Raw genomic sequence first — 17,163 nt, 5'->3', positions numbered from 1 at the left:
ATCCCCATGGCCGTCAAGAAACGAGGTCTCGGACGTGGACTGGATGCACTGCTGAGTGGTCCGACTGTCAGCGCGCTGGAAGAACAAGCCGCGCAAGCTGACACCCGTGAGCTGCAGCACCTGCCGCTGGATCTGCTCCAGCGCGGCAAATACCAGCCGCGTCGGGACATGGATCCGCAGGCGCTGGAAGAACTGGCGCTGTCGATCAAGGCACAAGGCGTGATGCAGCCGATCGTGGTGCGCCCGATTGGCGGTGGCCGTTTTGAAATCATCGCCGGTGAACGTCGCTGGCGCGCGAGCCAGCAAGCCGGGCAGGAAACCATTCCGGCGATGGTGCGCGACGTACCCGATGAAACCGCAATCGCCATTGCGCTGATCGAGAACATCCAGCGCGAAGACCTCAATCCGATCGAAGAAGCGGTGGCCTTGCAGCGTTTGCAGCAGGAATTCCAGTTGACTCAGCAGCAGGTTGCCGAGGCTGTGGGTAAATCCCGCGTCACTGTGGCTAACCTGTTGCGGCTTATTGCGCTGCCGGAGGTCATCAAGACGATGCTGTCCCACGGCGACCTGGAAATGGGTCATGCCCGTGCTTTGCTCGGTTTGCCCGAGAATCAGCAGGTTGAAGGGGCGCGACATGTTGTCGCACGCGGCCTGACTGTGCGCCAAACTGAAGCACTGGTTCGCCAGTGGTTGAGTGGCAAACCGGAGCCTGTGGAAGCCAGCAAACCCGACCCGGATATCGCCCGCCTCGAACAGCGTCTGGCCGAGCGCCTAGGCTCTGCGGTGCAGATTCGCCACGGGAAGAAGGGAAAGGGTCAGTTGGTGATCGGTTATAACTCGCTCGATGAGCTTCAAGGTGTGCTCGCACACATCCGCTGAAACATTTCCTCATGTAGCGCGCAGTCGGAAATCACTACCTGACAGTTGAATAGGGGCAGAACCGCCCCTATACTCTGCGCGCATTTTGTCGGCACAAATTATGCCAAGTTATTGAATTCTGGCAGCCGACCATTGGAGAGCAATAGTGATGGAAACCCGCAAGCCAAACCGCCTGCCGTTCCATCGCCTGGCGGTATTTCCGGTGTTAATGGCTCAATTTGTCATTTTGCTCATTGCCGCTTTGGCGCTCTGGCAATGGCACGGAGTCGTTGCCGGATACTCGGGACTTTGCGGAGGCCTGATAGCCTTGCTGCCCAATGTTTATTTCGCTCATAAGGCATTTCGGTTTTCCGGCGCCCGAGCAGCCCAGTCCATCGTCCGGTCTTTTTATGCCGGCGAGGCAGGCAAACTGATTTTGACAGCAGTGCTTTTTGCGCTGGTGTTTGCAGGTGTGAAGCCGCTGGCGCCGATAGCTGTATTCGGCGTGTTCGTGCTGACTCAGTCGGTCAGCTGGTTCGCTCCCCTGCTGATGAGAACAAGACTTTCGAGACCTTAGGGCGTTTGAGGCAACCATGGCAGAAACAACCGCTTCGGGCTATATCCAGCACCACTTGCAGAACCTGACCTTCGGTCAGCTACCTAACGGCGGCTGGGGCTTTGCCCACACCGCAGCAGAAGCCAAAGAAATGGGCTTCTGGGCTTTCCACGTCGATACTCTCGGCTGGTCGGTCGCGTTGGGTCTGATCTTCGTTTTTCTTTTCCGCATGGCGGCCAAGAAAGCGACTTCGGGTCAGCCGGGTGCTTTGCAGAACTTCGTTGAAGTATTGGTCGAATTCGTCGATGGCAGCGTGAAAGACAGCTTCCATGGCCGTAGCCCGGTGATCGCACCGCTGGCACTGACCATCTTCGTCTGGGTGTTCCTGATGAACGCCGTCGACCTGATCCCGGTCGACTGGATTCCTCAGCTGGCCATCCTGATCTCCGGTGACCACCACATCCCGTTCCGCGCCGTGTCGACTACCGACCCGAACGCAACTCTGGGCATGGCGTTGTCGGTTTTCGCACTGATCATTTTCTACAGCATCAAGGTCAAGGGCATCGGCGGCTTCATCGGCGAACTGACCCTGCACCCGTTCGGCAGCAAGAACATCTTTGTTCAGGCCCTGCTGATCCCGGTGAACTTCCTGCTGGAATTCGTGACCCTGATCGCTAAACCGATCTCTCTGGCTCTGCGTCTGTTCGGCAACATGTATGCCGGTGAGCTGGTGTTCATTCTGATCGCTGTGATGTTCGGCAGCGGTCTGCTCTGGCTGAGCGGCCTGGGCGTTGTTCTGCAGTGGGCTTGGGCTGTGTTCCACATCCTGATCATCACCCTGCAGGCGTTCATCTTCATGATGCTGACCATCGTCTACCTGTCGATGGCGCACGAAGAAAACCATTAAGACCAGTCTCGACTAGTCTGATGTCCTTCCCGGTCAAACGGGAAGGGGCTCTTCACAGGGCACCTGAAACGATTTGTTTTACCGCTTTAATCTAAAAAACCTAAACCATACGACGTAAAAGTCGGGAGGAAAGATGGAAACTGTAGTTGGTCTAACCGCTATCGCTGTTGCACTGTTGATCGGCCTGGGCGCACTGGGTACCGCAATTGGTTTCGGCCTGCTGGGCGGCAAGTTCCTGGAAGGCGCAGCGCGTCAGCCAGAAATGGTTCCAATGCTGCAAGTTAAAATGTTCATCGTTGCCGGTCTGCTCGACGCCGTAACCATGATCGGTGTTGGTATCGCGCTGTTCTTCACCTTCGCGAACCCGTTCGTTGGTCAGATCGCTGGCTAATTACTCGGATATTCCGGGTAATTTGGTGTGATGGACAACGTAACTGCGAGGTGTTGGCGTGAACATTAATGCGACCCTGATTGGCCAGTCCGTTGCGTTCCTGATTTTTGTACTGTTCTGCATGAAGTATGTATGGCCTCCGGTCATCGCTGCTTTGCACGAACGTCAAAAGAAGATCGCTGATGGTCTGGACGCTGCCAGCCGTGCAGCTCGCGACCTGGAGTTGGCCCAAGAAAAAGCGGGTCAGCAACTGCGCGAAGCGAAAGCTCAGGCAGCTGAAATCATCGAGCAAGCCAAGAAACGCGGTAACCAGATTGTCGAAGAGGCCGTTGAAAAGGCCCGTGTCGACGCTGACCGTGTGAAGGTTCAGGCTCAAGCCGAGATCGAACAGGAACTGAACAGTGTCAAAGACAAGCTGCGCGCCCAAGTGGGTTTGCTGGCTGTCGGCGGCGCCGAGAAGATCCTGGGTGCCACAATCGATCAAAACGCGCACGCAGAGCTGGTTAACCAACTGGCTGCTGAAATCTAAGCGAGGGCGATCATGGCAGAACTGACCACGTTGGCCCGACCTTACGCTAAGGCGGCCTTCGAGCACGCTCAGGCCCACCAGCAACTGGCCAATTGGTCAGCCATGCTCGGCCTGGCTGCAGCGGTGTCACAAGATGACACCATGCAGCGCGTGCTCAAGGCCCCGCGACTGACGAGCGCAGAAAAGGCCGCCACGTTTATTGACGTGTGCGGCGACAAGTTTGATGCCAAGGCACAGAACTTCATCAACGTCGTTGCCGAAAACGACCGTCTCCCGCTTCTGCCGGAGATTGCCGCTCTTTTCGACCTGTACAAGGCCGAACAAGAGAAGTCGGTAGACGTTGAAGTGACCAGTGCTTTCGCATTGAACCAAGAACAGCAAGACAAACTCGCCAAGGTTCTCAGTGCACGACTCAACCGGGAAGTGCGCCTGCAAGTCGAGGAAGATAAAGCCCTTATTGGGGGTGTTGTCATCCGCGCCGGCGACCTGGTTATCGATGGCTCGATTCGCGGCAAAATCGCGAAACTTGCCGAAGCATTGAAATCTTGAGTTTGAAGGGGCAGCAGAGCAATGCAGCAACTCAATCCTTCCGAAATAAGTGAAATTATCAAGGGCCGCATCGACAAGCTCGATGTGACCTCCCAAGCCCGTAACGAAGGCACTGTCGTCAGCGTATCTGACGGCATCGTGCGGATTCACGGTCTGGCCGACGTAATGTACGGCGAGATGATCGAGTTTCCGGGCGGCGTCTACGGTATGGCCCTCAACCTGGAGCAAGACTCCGTAGGTGCCGTTGTATTGGGCGCTTACCAGTCTCTGGCTGAAGGCATGAGCGCCAAGTGCACCGGCCGCATCCTCGAAGTTCCTGTTGGTAAGGAACTGCTGGGTCGCGTAGTCGACGCACTGGGTAACCCTGTTGACGGCAAAGGTCCACTGGGCAACACCTTGACCGACGCGGTCGAGAAAGTTGCACCGGGCGTGATCTGGCGTAAGTCGGTAGACCAGCCTGTACAGACTGGCTACAAGGCTGTCGATGCCATGATTCCTGTCGGCCGTGGCCAGCGTGAGCTGATCATCGGTGACCGTCAGATCGGTAAAACCGCTCTGGCGATCGACGCGATCATCAACCAGAAAGACAGCGGCATTTTCTGCGTCTACGTAGCTATTGGTCAGAAGCAATCGACCATCGCCAACGTAGTTCGCAAGCTGGAAGAAAACGGCGCCCTGGCCAACACGATCATCGTGGCTGCCAGTGCTTCGGAATCTCCTGCGCTGCAATTCCTGGCACCGTATTCCGGTTGCACCATGGGTGAATTCTTCCGCGACCGCGGTGAAGACGCGCTGATCGTTTATGACGATCTGTCCAAGCAAGCAGTGGCTTACCGCCAGATTTCCCTGCTGCTGCGCCGTCCACCAGGCCGTGAAGCTTACCCAGGCGACGTGTTCTATCTCCACTCCCGTCTGCTGGAGCGCGCATCCCGCGTTTCGGAAGAATACGTAGAGAAGTTCACCAACGGCGCAGTGACCGGCAAAACCGGTTCCCTGACCGCACTGCCGATCATCGAAACCCAGGCTGGCGACGTTTCCGCGTTCGTTCCGACCAACGTGATTTCCATCACCGACGGTCAGATCTTCCTGGAATCGGCCATGTTCAACTCGGGCATCCGCCCTGCAGTGAACGCCGGTGTTTCGGTATCCCGTGTGGGTGGTGCCGCTCAGACCAAGATCATCAAGAAGCTTTCCGGTGGTATCCGTACCGCTCTGGCTCAGTACCGTGAACTGGCGGCATTCGCCCAGTTCGCTTCTGACCTGGACGAAGCGACCCGTAAGCAACTTGAGCATGGTCAGCGCGTTACCGAGCTGATGAAGCAGAAGCAATACGCACCAATGTCGATCGCTGACATGGCGCTGTCGCTGTATGCCGCTGAGCGTGGGTTCCTGACTGACATTGAAATCGCCAAGATCGGCAGCTTCGAACAAGCGCTGATCGCTTTCTTCAACCGCGATCACGCCGATTTGATGGCCAAGATCAACGTTAAAGGTGACTTCAATGACGAAATCGACGCTGGCATGAAAGCCGGTATCGAGAAGTTCAAGGCCACCCAAACCTGGTAAGCCGCAGCGGGAGCCGCGAGGCTCCCGCTTGCTAACCTGATAGGTGTTACATGGCAGGCGCAAAAGAGATTCGCAGTAAGATTGCGAGCATCAAAAGCACGCAAAAGATTACCAGCGCCATGGAAAAAGTGGCGGTCAGCAAAATGCGCAAGGCACAAATGCGCATGGCTGCTAGCCGTCCTTATGCGGAGCGTATCCGCCAGGTTATTGGGCATCTGGCCAACGCCAACCCGGAATACCGCCACCCGTTCATGATCGACCGCGAAATCAAGCGCGTTGGTTATGTCGTAGTGAGCAGTGACCGTGGTCTGTGCGGCGGCTTGAATACCAACCTGTTCAAGGCCCTGGTCAAGGACATGGCGGTAAACCGCGAAAACGGCGTCGAGATTGATCTGTGTGTCGTTGGTAGCAAGGGTGCGGCCTTTTTCCGTAACTTCGGCGGTAACGTCGTTGCAGCTATCAGCCACCTGGGTGAAGAGCCGTCGATCAATGACTTGATCGGCAGCGTCAAGGTGATGCTGGATGCCTACCTGGACGGCCGTATTGACCGCCTGTCCGTGGTGTCCAACAAGTTCATCAACACCATGACGCAACAGCCTACCGTGGAGCAGTTGATTCCACTGGTGGCCACCCCGGATCAGGATCTCAAGCACCACTGGGACTATCTCTACGAACCGGATGCCAAAGAGCTGCTTGACGGCTTGATGGTCCGCTACGTTGAGTCGCAGGTCTACCAGGCGGTGGTCGAGAACAACGCGGCTGAACAAGCTGCGCGGATGATCGCGATGAAGAACGCTACCGACAACGCCGGTGATTTGATCAGCGATTTGCAGCTGATCTACAACAAGGCGCGTCAGGCTGCGATCACCCAAGAGATCTCGGAAATCGTCGGCGGCGCTGCCGCGGTTTAACGGTTCAAATATTCAGAGGATCCAGCTATGAGTAGCGGACGTATCGTTCAAATCATCGGCGCCGTTATCGACGTGGAATTTCCACGCGACAGCGTACCGAGCATCTACAACGCTTTGAAAGTCAAAAGCGATGCCGGCACCACTCTGGAAGTTCAGCAGCAGCTGGGCGACGGCGTGGTTCGTACCATTGCGATGGGTTCCACCGAGGGCTTGAAGCGCGGTCTGGAAGTTACCGATTCTGGCGCAGCCATCTCCGTACCGGTCGGTAAAGCGACCCTGGGCCGGATCATGGACGTCCTCGGTAACCCGATCGACGAAGCTGGCCCGATCGACACCGAAGAGCGTTGGGGCATTCACCGTCCAGCGCCTTCGTTCGCTGAACAGGCAGGCGGCAACGACCTGCTGGAAACCGGCATCAAGGTTATCGACCTGGTTTGCCCGTTTGCCAAAGGCGGTAAAGTCGGTCTGTTCGGTGGTGCCGGTGTAGGCAAAACCGTAAACATGATGGAACTGATCCGTAACATCGCCATCGAGCACAGCGGTTATTCCGTGTTCGCCGGTGTGGGTGAGCGTACTCGTGAGGGTAACGACTTCTACCACGAGATGAAGGACTCCAACGTTCTGGACAAAGTGGCACTGGTTTACGGTCAGATGAACGAGCCGCCGGGTAACCGTCTGCGCGTAGCACTGACCGGCCTGACCATGGCCGAGAAGTTCCGTGACGAAGGTAACGACGTTCTGCTGTTCGTCGACAACATCTATCGTTACACCCTGGCCGGTACTGAAGTATCCGCACTGCTGGGCCGTATGCCTTCGGCAGTAGGTTACCAGCCGACCCTGGCTGAAGAGATGGGCGTTCTGCAAGAACGTATCACTTCGACCAAGGAAGGTTCGATCACTTCGATCCAAGCGGTATACGTACCTGCGGATGACTTGACCGACCCGTCGCCAGCGACCACCTTCGCCCACTTGGACGCCACCGTCGTTCTGTCCCGTGACATCGCTTCCCTGGGTATCTACCCAGCGGTAGATCCACTGGATTCGACTTCGCGCCAGCTGGATCCGAACGTAATCGGCCAGGACCACTACGACACCGCTCGCGGCGTTCAGTACGTTCTGCAACGTTACAAAGAGCTGAAGGACATCATCGCGATCCTGGGTATGGACGAGCTGTCGGAAGCCGACAAGCAGTTGGTAAACCGTGCTCGTAAGATCCAGCGCTTCTTGTCGCAGCCGTTCTTCGTGGCTGAAGTCTTCACCGGTGCTTCGGGTAAATACGTTTCCCTGAAAGACACCATTGCTGGCTTCAAAGGCATCCTCAACGGTGACTACGACCACCTGCCAGAACAAGCGTTCTACATGGTTGGCGGCATCGAAGAAGCGATCGAGAAAGCCAAGAAACTGTAATCCCGGCGCCCGGCAACGGGCGCTAATTTAGGTTGAGGCAATCAGATGGCTATGACAGTCCATTGCGATATCGTCAGCGCGGAAGGGGAAATCTTTTCCGGCCTGGTCGAGATGGTGATTGCGCACGGTGCACTGGGTGATCTTGGTATCGCTCTGGGTCACGCGCCGCTGATCACTAATCTGAAGCCAGGTCCGATCCGCCTGATCAAGCAAGGCGGGGAAGCCGAGGTGTTCTACATCTCCGGTGGTTTCCTCGAGGTTCAGCCGAACATGGTCAAAGTGCTTGCCGATACCGTGCAACGTGCTGCCGACCTGGATGAAGCTCAGGCTCAAGCAGCTCTCAAGGCTGCCGAGCATGCTCTGCATGAAAAGGGCGCTGATTTCGACTACAGCGCTGCGTCAGCTCGTCTGGCCGAGGCTGCAGCTCAGCTGCGCACCGTCCAGCAGATCCGCAAGAAGTTTGGCGGTTAATCCGTCAGCCGCTTGTTGTGCGATTGATAAAAAAGGGTAGCCTCGGCTACCCTTTTTTCTTTTTCCGAATTCAAACCCGGTCGCAGTTGCTGACCACCCAGGATTGGTAGCCAGTCATGTCTCTTGAAATCGTTATCCTCGCGGCCGGTCAAGGCACTCGTATGCGTTCGGCCTTGCCGAAGGTTTTGCACCCGATTGCCGGCAATTCCATGCTGGGCCATGTTATCCACAGCGCCCGCCAACTCGATCCACAACGCATCCATGTAGTCATCGGTCATGGCGCCGATGTGGTGCGCGAACGTCTGGCGGCTGACGATCTGAATTTCGTCCTGCAGGACAAGCAGCTCGGCACCGGCCACGCCACCGCTCAGGCCGTACGGTTCATTTCCGCGGACACCTTGCTGATCCTTTACGGTGACGTGCCGCTGATCGAAGTCGAAACCCTGCAACGTTTGCTCAAGCATGTTGTGCCGGGGCAGATGGGTTTGCTCACCGTCGAACTCGACGACCCGACCGGCTATGGCCGTATCGTGCGCGACTCTGACGGTAAGGTCGCGGCCATCGTTGAGCACAAAGACGCCAGCGAAGCGCAGCGCGCAATCACCGAAGGCAACACCGGCATTCTCGCCGTCCCGGCCGATCGTCTGGCCGACTGGATGAGCCGCCTGTCGAACAATAACGCTCAGGGCGAGTACTACCTGACCGACGTGATCGAAATGGCGGTCAACGATGGTCTGGTAGTGGCCACCGAACAACCGCACGACCCAATGGAAGTGCAGGGCGCCAACGATCGCAAACAACTGGCCGAGCTGGAGCGTCATTACCAGTTGCGCGCCGGCCGCCGTTTGATGGCGCAAGGCGTGACCCTGCGTGACCCGGCGCGTTTTGATGTGCGCGGCGAAGTGACCGTGGGTCGCGATGTGCTGATCGACATCAATGTGATCCTCGAAGGCAACGTTGTTATCGAAGACGACGTGGTGATCGGCCCGAACTGCGTGATCAAGGACAGCACCCTGCGCAAAGGCGTGGTGATCAAGGCCAACAGTCATATCGAAGGTGCCGTAATGGGCGAGGGCAGCGATGCCGGTCCGTTCGCGCGTCTGCGTCCGGGCACCGTGCTTGAAGCGCGCGCGCATGTGGGTAACTTTGTTGAACTGAAGAATGCGCACATGGGCGAGGGCGCGAAGGCCGGTCACTTGACCTATTTGGGCGATGCCGAAATCGGTGCGCGCACCAACGTGGGTGCGGGCACCATCACCTGCAACTATGACGGCGCCAACAAGTGGAAAACCGTGTTGGGTGCAGATGTGTTCATCGGCTCCAACAATTCGTTGGTCGCGCCTGTGGATATCTCTGATGGTGCGACCACAGCGGCCGGCTCAACGATTACGCAGAATGTGGATAACGCGCAGTTGGCGGTTGGCCGCGCGCGGCAGAAGAACATCGATGGCTGGAAGCGTCCGGTGAAAATCAAAAAGGACTGAGTTATCCACAGCGGCTTTTTGAAGATCAAAAGATCGCAGCCTTCGGCAGCTCCTACGGGGACTGTCGGAGGGCTGCGATTTTTTTATGAGCAATGGGTTGACGATTTATGGCCAATAGGTTTTGATTGCTTCCGTTATCTTTCGAATCGAAACTTAAGCCGCCATGTCGAAACGCAACACGCCCCAACGCCGCCACAACATCCTCGCCTTGCTCAATGAGCAGGGCGAGGTCAGTGTGGATGAGCTAGCCAAGCGCTTCGAAACTTCTGAAGTTACGATTCGCAAGGATCTCGCCGCACTGGAAAGCCATGGCTTGTTGCTGCGCCGTTACGGCGGGGCGATCACCATGCCGCAGGAGCTGGTCGCGGAAACCGCGCAGAGCGTTTCCAAATACAAACAGGCGATTGCCCGCGCGGCGGTGAAACGCATCCGCGAGCATGCGCGCATCATCATCGACAGCGGCAGCACCACCGCCGCGATGATCCCCGAACTTGGCCAGCAGCCAGGTCTGGTGGTGATGACCAACTCCCTGCATGTCGCCAATGCCTTGAGCGAACTCGAACACGAACCGGTGTTGTTAATGACCGGTGGTACCTGGGATCCGCATTCGGAATCCTTTCAGGGCCAGGTTGCCGAGCAGGTACTACGCTCTTACGACTTCGACCAGTTGTTCATCGGCGCCGACGGTATCGACCTGGTACGCGGCACTACGACCTTCAATGAACTGCTCGGCTTGAGCCGGGTCATGGCAGACGTGGCGCGGGAAGTTATCGTCATGGTCGAGGCCGACAAGATCGGCCGCAAGATTCCCAATCTGGAGCTGCCATGGAGCAGCGTCCATACCCTAATTACCGATGATCGCCTGCCTATCGATGCACGCGATCAGATCCAGGCCCGCGGTATCAACTTGATTTGCGCGGCTGTCAGTCAGGAGAAATAAGCATGTGTGGAATTGTCGGCGCAGTCGCTGAACGTAACATCACCGCCATCCTGCTCGAAGGCCTCAAGCGCCTCGAATACCGTGGTTACGACAGCGCCGGTGTGGCGGTGTACACCAATGACGAAACCCTCGAGCGCATGCGTCGCCCGGGCAAAGTCAGCGAACTCGAAACCGCACTGGCCGAGCACCCGCTGGTGGGTCGTCTGGGTATCGCCCACACCCGTTGGGCCACCCACGGCGCGCCCTGCGAGCGTAACGCTCACCCGCATTTCTCCGGCGACATCGCGGTGGTGCACAACGGCATCATCGAAAACCACGAAGCCCTGCGTGAACAACTGAAAGCACTGGGCTACGTGTTCACCTCGGACACCGACACCGAAGTCATCGCTCACCTGCTCAACCATAAACTCAAGGATCAGCCTGATCTGACCGTGGCACTCAAAGCCACCGTCAAAGAACTGCACGGCGCTTATGGTCTGGCGGTGATCAACGCCAAGCAGCCGGATCGTCTGGTGGCCGCGCGCAGTGGCAGCCCGCTGGTGATTGGTCTGGGACTGGGCGAGAACTTCCTCGCTTCCGACCAACTGGCGTTGCGTCAGGTGACTGACCGCTTCATGTACCTGGAAGAAGGCGATATCGCCGAAATTCGCCGCGATAACGTGCAGATCTGGGACGTGAGCGGCAACGCTGTCGAGCGCCAGACCGTGCAGTACACCGACGGCGCCGAAGCTGCCGACAAAGGCGAATTCCGCCACTACATGCTCAAGGAAATCCACGAGCAACCGGCCGTTGTCCAGCGCACCCTCGAAGGTCGACTGAGCAATGATCAAGTGCTGGTGCAAGCTTTCGGTCCGCAAGCCGCCGAGCTGTTCGCCAAAGTGCGCAACGTGCAGATCGTCGCCTGCGGCACCAGCTACCACGCCGGTATGGTCGCGCGTTATTGGCTGGAAGAACTGGCCGGCATCCCGTGCCAGGTCGAAGTGGCCAGCGAATTCCGCTACCGCAAAGTCGTGGTACAGCCGGACACCTTGTTCGTGACCATCTCGCAGTCCGGCGAAACCGCCGACACCCTGGCCGCCCTGCGCAATGCCAAAGAGCTGGGTTTCCTCGCCAGCCTGGCGATCTGCAACGTCAGCATCAGTTCGCTGGTGCGTGAATCCGATCTGACCCTGCTGACCCAGGCCGGCCGCGAAATCGGCGTCGCTTCGACCAAAGCCTTCACCACGCAACTGGTCGGCCTGTTGCTGCTGACCCTGTCGCTGGGTCAGGTTCGCGGCACGTTGGCCAAAGGCGTTGAAGCAACATTGGTCGAAGAACTGCGTCGCCTGCCAACCCGCCTCGGCGAAGCGCTGGCGATGGAAAGCACCGTGGAAAAAATCGCCGAACTGTTCGCCGAGAAAAACCACACCCTGTTCCTCGGCCGTGGCGCGCAATTCCCGGTAGCGATGGAAGGTGCCTTGAAGCTCAAGGAAATCTCCTACATCCACGCCGAAGCCTACCCGGCCGGCGAACTGAAACACGGCCCGCTGGCGCTGGTGGATAACGACATGCCAGTGGTCACCGTTGCGCCCAACAACGAACTGCTGGAAAAGCTCAAATCCAACCTGCAGGAAGTCCGCGCCCGTGGCGGCGAACTGATCGTGTTCGCCGACGAAAAAGCCGGAATGACCAACGGCGAAGGCACCCACGTGGTGCAGATGCCGCACATCCACGACATCCTTTCGCCGATCCTCTACACGATCCCGCTGCAGTTGCTGTCGTACTACGTCGCGGTGCTGAAGGGCACGGACGTGGATCAGCCGCGTAATCTGGCGAAGTCGGTGACGGTGGAATAAGTTATCCACAACTGAGTTAACTGCTGGTTTTCAACAATAAAGATTGACACAAAACAATAAAGTTTGACACGCATGAACATAGATTGACACAAGGCTCAAACCCCCGTATCTACGGGGGTTTTCCTTTCCAGGCTTTCCCTTTGGTCTGGATTCATCGCTTCAACTTTCAGCGGGTGTAGTCTGGAAAATGTTTTGAATGCGGCCGCTTTGGCGGTCGTGTCCTTCTACGACTTTTTCTCGACGCGAGGTGAAGCGGTCCGCATCGACTGAGGAGGCGTGGGTTGCGAGGTCGTAAATTTGCATCACAGCAGGACATTGAACGGCACATTGCAAATGGATTTGGCGAAGGCGCCGGGGCAAGCTACGTGCCTTGGCTGCGGGTACAAGATGTCCCGTCGATAGGTCGTTCGCACAAGATTCAAGGTGTGAAGATCGAGAGGATTCATCACCTCCTGTCAGATCTCGAGCGTTCCTACTTCCTTGTGTGTGAATTTTCTGAAGACGTCGTGGATATCCGGGAGCAATACCCTTTACTACCCACAGAGCGTGCGCAAGCGATAGCGTCGGCGATCGATGTACGCTATCCAAGATACCCTAGAACAACACTGCCTTATGTGATGACAACAGACTTCCTGTTAACTGTTAAGGACCCGAGCGGAAACTTCAAATCGGTAGCTAGGACGGTGAAGTATCGTTCAGATTTAATTGGCAACGGAAGTAAAAGAACGCTTGAAAAACTTGAAATTGAAAAGCGTTTTTGGGAAAGCCAAGGTGTTGATTGGAAAATCGTAACAGACGAGTTTTTTACACGAGATTTGATTAAAAATCTTGGACTAATCAGGAGGTACTCGAAGCTCTCTCGTGATTTAATGAAAGCGCCGTTGCATTCGAATTTTATCGAGTGCCTTGTAAACAGCCGGGAATATTCGTGGACCTTGGCCACCTGTCTAAGAAAAATAGCATCACTTCTGTCCATTTCCTATATAGACGCTCAAGCAATTTTCTTTCATCTGGTTTGGAACAAGATACTGAAAATCGATTTGGTTAACACTCCTCTCCACCTTACTGGTCTAGTTCCTGGCTTCGAAGTTTCACCGAGCCCTGTCCAAGTATCGTTGAAGGAGAAAATGTCATGACTGTTCTCGTTAATGACGTTTTCGAGCCTGTAACCGATCTGTCGGTCATCGCTACGATAGCCAGGCTCCTTTACCAAGATGAAACGCATGACTTAGCAGTTGTGATGGATCTATCTGACCCACCCCGGCAGCCATACGCTGTGGGTCTGGAGGAGCTTCGTCGATCGTTAGCGTCTGGTCACACCAAACCAGCAGCCATTGCCACGCCCGAGTTCATGCTTGTGCTTGAGGAACAGTTGGATGAGAGAGCCAAGCAAGGCCGGGACGAAAAGTGGGCCGTCATCGCCCCTCTGCTAGATCCTGAATACCCAGGACAAATATTTGTACGAGGTGAGTTAGGCCGACTTGTTAGCAAACGGGCGTCAGAGCTCGGAATCCAGCGGAAAACGATCTATCGACTTCTTTACCGCTATTGGTTTTATGGTCAAGTTCGCAACTCATTGCTTAACAATTATACGGCAGTAGGGGTTGCCGATAGAAAATATGATCCGAGCAGGCCACCAGGGCGAAAGCCTAAATTTCAAGGCGTTCTTACTTCGCCTTCCAAGATGCTCAGTGCAGTTGATAAACGATGCATCCGTGTTGGATATGCTCTTTATGTAAGAGATAAGAAATCATCTATTTCGAGCGCATATGACGAAATGTTGAGACGATTCTACTCTGTTCGAGACATCTCTAAAAACAGTGAAGAAGAGCTTCGTTTGTTGCCTGGTTCAGAACTCCCCAGCTTGAGGCAGTTCCAATATTGGGGACAGATTTTTTTCGACGAGATTGCAACCGAGCGTGGCCGTAAAGGATTGAGGAGATGGTTAAAGGACTGCCGTCCGCTTTCAGGTACCGTTCGCGATTGGCTGCGTGGACCCTGTCATCAGTTCGAGATCGACGCGACTATTGCCGATATTTATTTGGTCAACAGCTACTCCAGGCGGATGCTCATTGGCCGGCCCGTAGTTTATATCGTTGTGGATAGCTTCTCCGGAATGATTGCTGGTCTCTATGTAGGATTGGAGGGCCCTAGTTGGAATGGGGCCAGGCAAGCGCTGTTCAACGCGTTTACCTCCAAAGTCGAGTTCTGCGCTCAGAACGGCGTCGAAATCAATGCAGATGATTGGAATTGTCACCACCTGCCCCACCAGATTTACGCCGACCGAGGAGAGATGCTGTCACTCGCAGCAGAGGGGCTATCGTCAGGATTGGGAATTGAGATGGGCACTGCTCCGCCTTATCGGCCGGATTGGAAGCCTATGGTGGAAAGTCGGTTTGGCATTTTGAATGATTTGACGGGTATCAGATGGCTACCTGGCGGGGTAGCAGCGCGAGACAAAGAGCGAGGCGAGCGAGATTACCGGCTCGATGCCACGCTGAATCTCAAAGAGTTCACCCAAATCCTCATCAAGTGCGTACTCCACTATAACGGGCACCATCGACAGCCTGAACGACTGACGCAGGCGATGATGAATGACGGCGTTGAACCTACACCCAACGGGATATGGAATTGGGCCTGCGACAACGACCTGATCGAATCCAACAAACGTCCTGACGAGCTGGTTTACCTCCATCTCTTGCCTCGCGAGCGCGCGACCGTTCAAAAGGGTGGGGTTATGTTTCGCGGCATGCACTACGTGTGTGATATGGCCATAGAGAAAGATTGGTTTGCCAAGGCTCGCAAAGGGGGCGTTTGGTCAATAGAGTGTTGGTTCGATCCGAACTCGGCGGCACACATTTGGATTCAGGGAGAGGCCAAGCAGTTTATCCGTTGTGATCTTCGACGATCGGATGCCGGTTACGCGAATTACCGCTCGGACGAGATTTTTGATCTGCTCGAAGCCTATCGCCAAAAACCGCCTACTCGCCGGCGAGCCGAGCTGGAAAGCCGTGTGCAGCTTAGCGATCAGGTCCACCAGATCATCAGTCATGCACTCGCAGAACGAAAACTGGAACCTGCTCCGCCCACCAAGGCAGAGGCCACTGGAAACATCCGCGAGAACCGCGCAGAAGAACGTCTCCGTGAGCGTGAAAATGCGGTTGTTCCTGAAGGCGTTAGGGCGGAGCCAGCTTCACTTCAATCTGAATTGACACCGAAAGCGCATGATTCATATGCCGGCGAGCGGACTGCGCAGGTTATCGATTTGCTCAAAAGAATTCGGCCAGGACAGGCAAAATGAAAGGTGCACAGACGTTCGCCAATTACGTCAGACAGGACATTAGTGAGTATGCGGGTAACCCGCTTATCGAAGCTTTGCCTCCGATATTGTCGGAGGCGGCGGCTGTTGAACTGATTTCGAACTTTCCTCAGCCGGTGGATCCGAAAGAGCTGACGCTCGAAGGAGCCACTCGAATTCACTGTATCGACAGGCTGAGAACCGTCGTACAGCCGTTCTTGCTACATCTGGAACTGGAGGCCCTGTTCTCACTGCTCATCCGTCGAGGGTATGTCGGGCGTAACCCGATGTCGCCCGCTACCGTCCGGCATTTGCATTCTTTATCGGGAGCTCAGCGTTACCACGATGCGTTCAAGTCCACTGCAGAAACGTTTACGGTCGTCGGCCTGAGCGGCATTGGCAAGTCAACGGCACTCCACGCCATCTTGAGCCTTTATCCACAGACAATCCGTCATGAGCGCTATGAGGGAAAGCAGTTTGTTCATACCCAAATCACATGGCTGAAGCTTGACTGCCCTCGGGATGGATCGCTGGCTGGATTTTGCCAGCAGTTTTTTTATGCGGTTGGAGACGCTCTAGGAGACAAGGACTACCACAAGCGCTACCGGCATCGAAACATCAATGATGCGCTGCAACAGATGGAGCAGGTGGCCAGCACGTTTTTCATCGGCGCCTTGTTGATCGACGAGCTGCAAAACCTCCACCTGGCGAAAACCGGTGGTAAGGAGAGCATGCTGAATTTTTTCCTGCACTTGGTAAACAACATCGGTATCCCGGTGGTTTTCAGTGGCACGAACTCGACGATTAGCCTGTTCTCAGAAGCCATGCGGACTGCCCGCCGAGTTTGTGGTGCTGGTACGCTCGAATTCAAACGATTCGAAAAGGATGATGAGGAGTGGCGGTTGTTGGTCGAAAATCTCTGGAGCTATCAGTGGTGCAAACAGACGGCTGAGCTGACCGACGAGATTTTTGACACGCTGTATGAGCACACTCAAGGCGTCACGGATTTCCTGGTCAAGCTGCTGGTATTGAGTCAGCGTTATGCGGTCCAGAGTGGCTCGGAGTGTTTGACTGCCGAGATCCTGGTGAAGGTAAGCAACTCAAAAATGCAGATTCTAAAGCCAGCCCTTTCAGCTCTGCGTAGCCGTGATCCGAAGCGGATGCGACAGTTTGACGATTTGCTGCCGATTGAGGATCAGCTGAGCGAAATGATGGTTTTCGATGGATTGGCACGAGAGGATCGCCTCACCTTGCTTCGAAGCGTTGTATCCCGTGAGAAGCCGGTAGACCCATCTCCGACCATTTTTGCGAAAGATCACCCATCGCCGATTGCTACTGCTGTGGAAAACTCAGAGGCTAAAGCGCTTAGCGAACATGACGCTCCCCTCGACGCTCTGCGCGCTGCGGGCTGGCTCAACGAGGACCTGTTTGAGTTCTCACCGATGTATCACAAAGCGTGAG

The 17,163-nt window shown here is 55.8% G+C and carries 16 protein-coding genes; all 16 read left to right on the top strand.

Going from position 1 to position 17,163, the window contains the following annotated elements; translation table 11 throughout:
• Nucleotides 1–6 precede the first annotated feature (6 nt).
• Entirely contained in the window at nt 7–879 is an 873-nt protein-coding gene (locus tag KFS80_RS17465; protein ID WP_008084408.1) for a ParB/RepB/Spo0J family partition protein, read from the top strand.
• Nucleotides 880–1,027: 148 nt separating this feature from the next.
• Nucleotides 1,028–1,435, top strand: coding sequence for a F0F1 ATP synthase subunit I (locus KFS80_RS17460; RefSeq protein WP_008084411.1), 408 nt, complete (start codon nt 1,028–1,030; stop codon nt 1,433–1,435).
• 16 nt (nt 1,436–1,451) lie between these two features.
• Entirely contained in the window at nt 1,452–2,321 is an 870-nt protein-coding gene (atpB, locus tag KFS80_RS17455; RefSeq protein WP_053125288.1) for a F0F1 ATP synthase subunit A, read from the top strand.
• Nucleotides 2,322–2,454: 133 nt separating this feature from the next.
• Complete coding sequence (atpE, locus tag KFS80_RS17450; protein WP_003097235.1) at nt 2,455–2,712, top strand: F0F1 ATP synthase subunit C; 258 nt, start codon at nt 2,455–2,457, stop codon at nt 2,710–2,712.
• Nucleotides 2,713–2,770: 58 nt separating this feature from the next.
• Nucleotides 2,771–3,241: a F0F1 ATP synthase subunit B gene (locus tag KFS80_RS17445; protein WP_003229781.1), complete on the top strand. Its 471-nt coding sequence runs from the start codon at nt 2,771–2,773 to the stop codon at nt 3,239–3,241.
• Nucleotides 3,242–3,253: 12 nt separating this feature from the next.
• Entirely contained in the window at nt 3,254–3,790 is a 537-nt protein-coding gene (locus KFS80_RS17440) for a F0F1 ATP synthase subunit delta (RefSeq protein WP_053125286.1), read from the top strand.
• 21 nt (nt 3,791–3,811) lie between these two features.
• Nucleotides 3,812–5,356, top strand: a complete 1,545-nt coding sequence (atpA, locus tag KFS80_RS17435) for a F0F1 ATP synthase subunit alpha (RefSeq protein ID WP_007911958.1) — start codon at nt 3,812–3,814, stop codon at nt 5,354–5,356.
• 50 nt (nt 5,357–5,406) lie between these two features.
• A complete protein-coding gene (gene atpG / locus KFS80_RS17430; protein WP_007911960.1) occupies nt 5,407–6,267 on the top strand; it encodes a F0F1 ATP synthase subunit gamma in 861 nt (286 codons plus the stop codon).
• 27 nt (nt 6,268–6,294) lie between these two features.
• A complete protein-coding gene (gene atpD / locus KFS80_RS17425; RefSeq protein WP_016984062.1) occupies nt 6,295–7,674 on the top strand; it encodes a F0F1 ATP synthase subunit beta in 1,380 nt (459 codons plus the stop codon).
• 45 nt (nt 7,675–7,719) lie between these two features.
• Nucleotides 7,720–8,145 carry a F0F1 ATP synthase subunit epsilon gene (locus tag KFS80_RS17420; protein ID WP_053125284.1) on the top strand — a complete coding sequence of 142 codons (426 nt, stop codon included), beginning with the start codon at nt 7,720–7,722 and terminating at the stop codon, nt 8,143–8,145.
• A 116-nt stretch (nt 8,146–8,261) separates the two neighbouring features.
• On the top strand, nt 8,262–9,629 hold the full coding sequence (gene glmU, locus KFS80_RS17415) for a bifunctional UDP-N-acetylglucosamine diphosphorylase/glucosamine-1-phosphate N-acetyltransferase GlmU (protein WP_212545426.1): 1,368 nt from the start codon (nt 8,262–8,264) through the stop codon (nt 9,627–9,629).
• A gap of 163 nt (nt 9,630–9,792) precedes the next feature.
• Nucleotides 9,793–10,569: a DeoR/GlpR family DNA-binding transcription regulator gene (locus KFS80_RS17410; RefSeq protein ID WP_129386909.1), complete on the top strand. Its 777-nt coding sequence runs from the start codon at nt 9,793–9,795 to the stop codon at nt 10,567–10,569.
• Between the two features lie 2 nt (nt 10,570–10,571).
• Nucleotides 10,572–12,404: a glutamine--fructose-6-phosphate transaminase (isomerizing) gene (glmS, locus tag KFS80_RS17405; protein ID WP_159813293.1), complete on the top strand. Its 1,833-nt coding sequence runs from the start codon at nt 10,572–10,574 to the stop codon at nt 12,402–12,404.
• A 281-nt stretch (nt 12,405–12,685) separates the two neighbouring features.
• Nucleotides 12,686–13,540, top strand: a complete 855-nt coding sequence (locus KFS80_RS17400; RefSeq protein WP_024014928.1) for a TnsA endonuclease N-terminal domain-containing protein — start codon at nt 12,686–12,688, stop codon at nt 13,538–13,540.
• A complete protein-coding gene (locus KFS80_RS17395; protein ID WP_158830528.1) occupies nt 13,537–15,705 on the top strand; it encodes a Mu transposase C-terminal domain-containing protein in 2,169 nt (722 codons plus the stop codon). The genes KFS80_RS17400 and KFS80_RS17395 overlap by 4 nt, the downstream gene beginning before the upstream one ends.
• Nucleotides 15,702–17,162 (top strand): ATP-binding protein, encoded by a 1,461-nt coding sequence (locus KFS80_RS17390; RefSeq protein WP_019816907.1) that lies wholly within the window; start codon nt 15,702–15,704, stop codon nt 17,160–17,162. The genes KFS80_RS17395 and KFS80_RS17390 overlap by 4 nt, the downstream gene beginning before the upstream one ends.
• Nucleotide 17,163 lies beyond the last annotated feature (1 nt).

Source organism: Pseudomonas rustica (genome assembly GCF_018336155.1).
GTDB lineage: Bacteria > Pseudomonadota > Gammaproteobacteria > Pseudomonadales > Pseudomonadaceae > Aquipseudomonas > Aquipseudomonas rustica.
This window is presented reverse-complemented; position numbering and strand designations above follow the sequence as displayed.

Bases quoted from the DNA above. Each gene is read 5' to 3' on its own strand.
- atpB (WP_053125288.1), top strand. From the start codon at position 1,452: ATGGCAGAAACAACCGCTTCGGGCTATATCCAGCACCACTTGCAGAAC.
- KFS80_RS17420 (WP_053125284.1), top strand. From the start codon at position 7,720: ATGGCTATGACAGTCCATTGCGATATCGTCAGCGCGGAAGGGGAAATC.
- KFS80_RS17440 (WP_053125286.1), top strand. From the start codon at position 3,254: ATGGCAGAACTGACCACGTTGGCCCGACCTTACGCTAAGGCGGCCTTC.
- KFS80_RS17460 (WP_008084411.1), top strand. From the start codon at position 1,028: ATGGAAACCCGCAAGCCAAACCGCCTGCCGTTCCATCGCCTGGCGGTA.
- atpD (WP_016984062.1), top strand. From the start codon at position 6,295: ATGAGTAGCGGACGTATCGTTCAAATCATCGGCGCCGTTATCGACGTG.
- KFS80_RS17465 (WP_008084408.1), top strand. From the start codon at position 7: ATGGCCGTCAAGAAACGAGGTCTCGGACGTGGACTGGATGCACTGCTG.
- KFS80_RS17395 (WP_158830528.1), top strand. From the start codon at position 13,537: ATGACTGTTCTCGTTAATGACGTTTTCGAGCCTGTAACCGATCTGTCG.
- KFS80_RS17410 (WP_129386909.1), top strand. From the start codon at position 9,793: ATGTCGAAACGCAACACGCCCCAACGCCGCCACAACATCCTCGCCTTG.
- glmS (WP_159813293.1), top strand. From the start codon at position 10,572: ATGTGTGGAATTGTCGGCGCAGTCGCTGAACGTAACATCACCGCCATC.
- glmU (WP_212545426.1), top strand. From the start codon at position 8,262: ATGTCTCTTGAAATCGTTATCCTCGCGGCCGGTCAAGGCACTCGTATG.
- atpA (WP_007911958.1), top strand. From the start codon at position 3,812: ATGCAGCAACTCAATCCTTCCGAAATAAGTGAAATTATCAAGGGCCGC.
- atpE (WP_003097235.1), top strand. From the start codon at position 2,455: ATGGAAACTGTAGTTGGTCTAACCGCTATCGCTGTTGCACTGTTGATC.
- atpG (WP_007911960.1), top strand. From the start codon at position 5,407: ATGGCAGGCGCAAAAGAGATTCGCAGTAAGATTGCGAGCATCAAAAGC.
- KFS80_RS17390 (WP_019816907.1), top strand. From the start codon at position 15,702: ATGAAAGGTGCACAGACGTTCGCCAATTACGTCAGACAGGACATTAGT.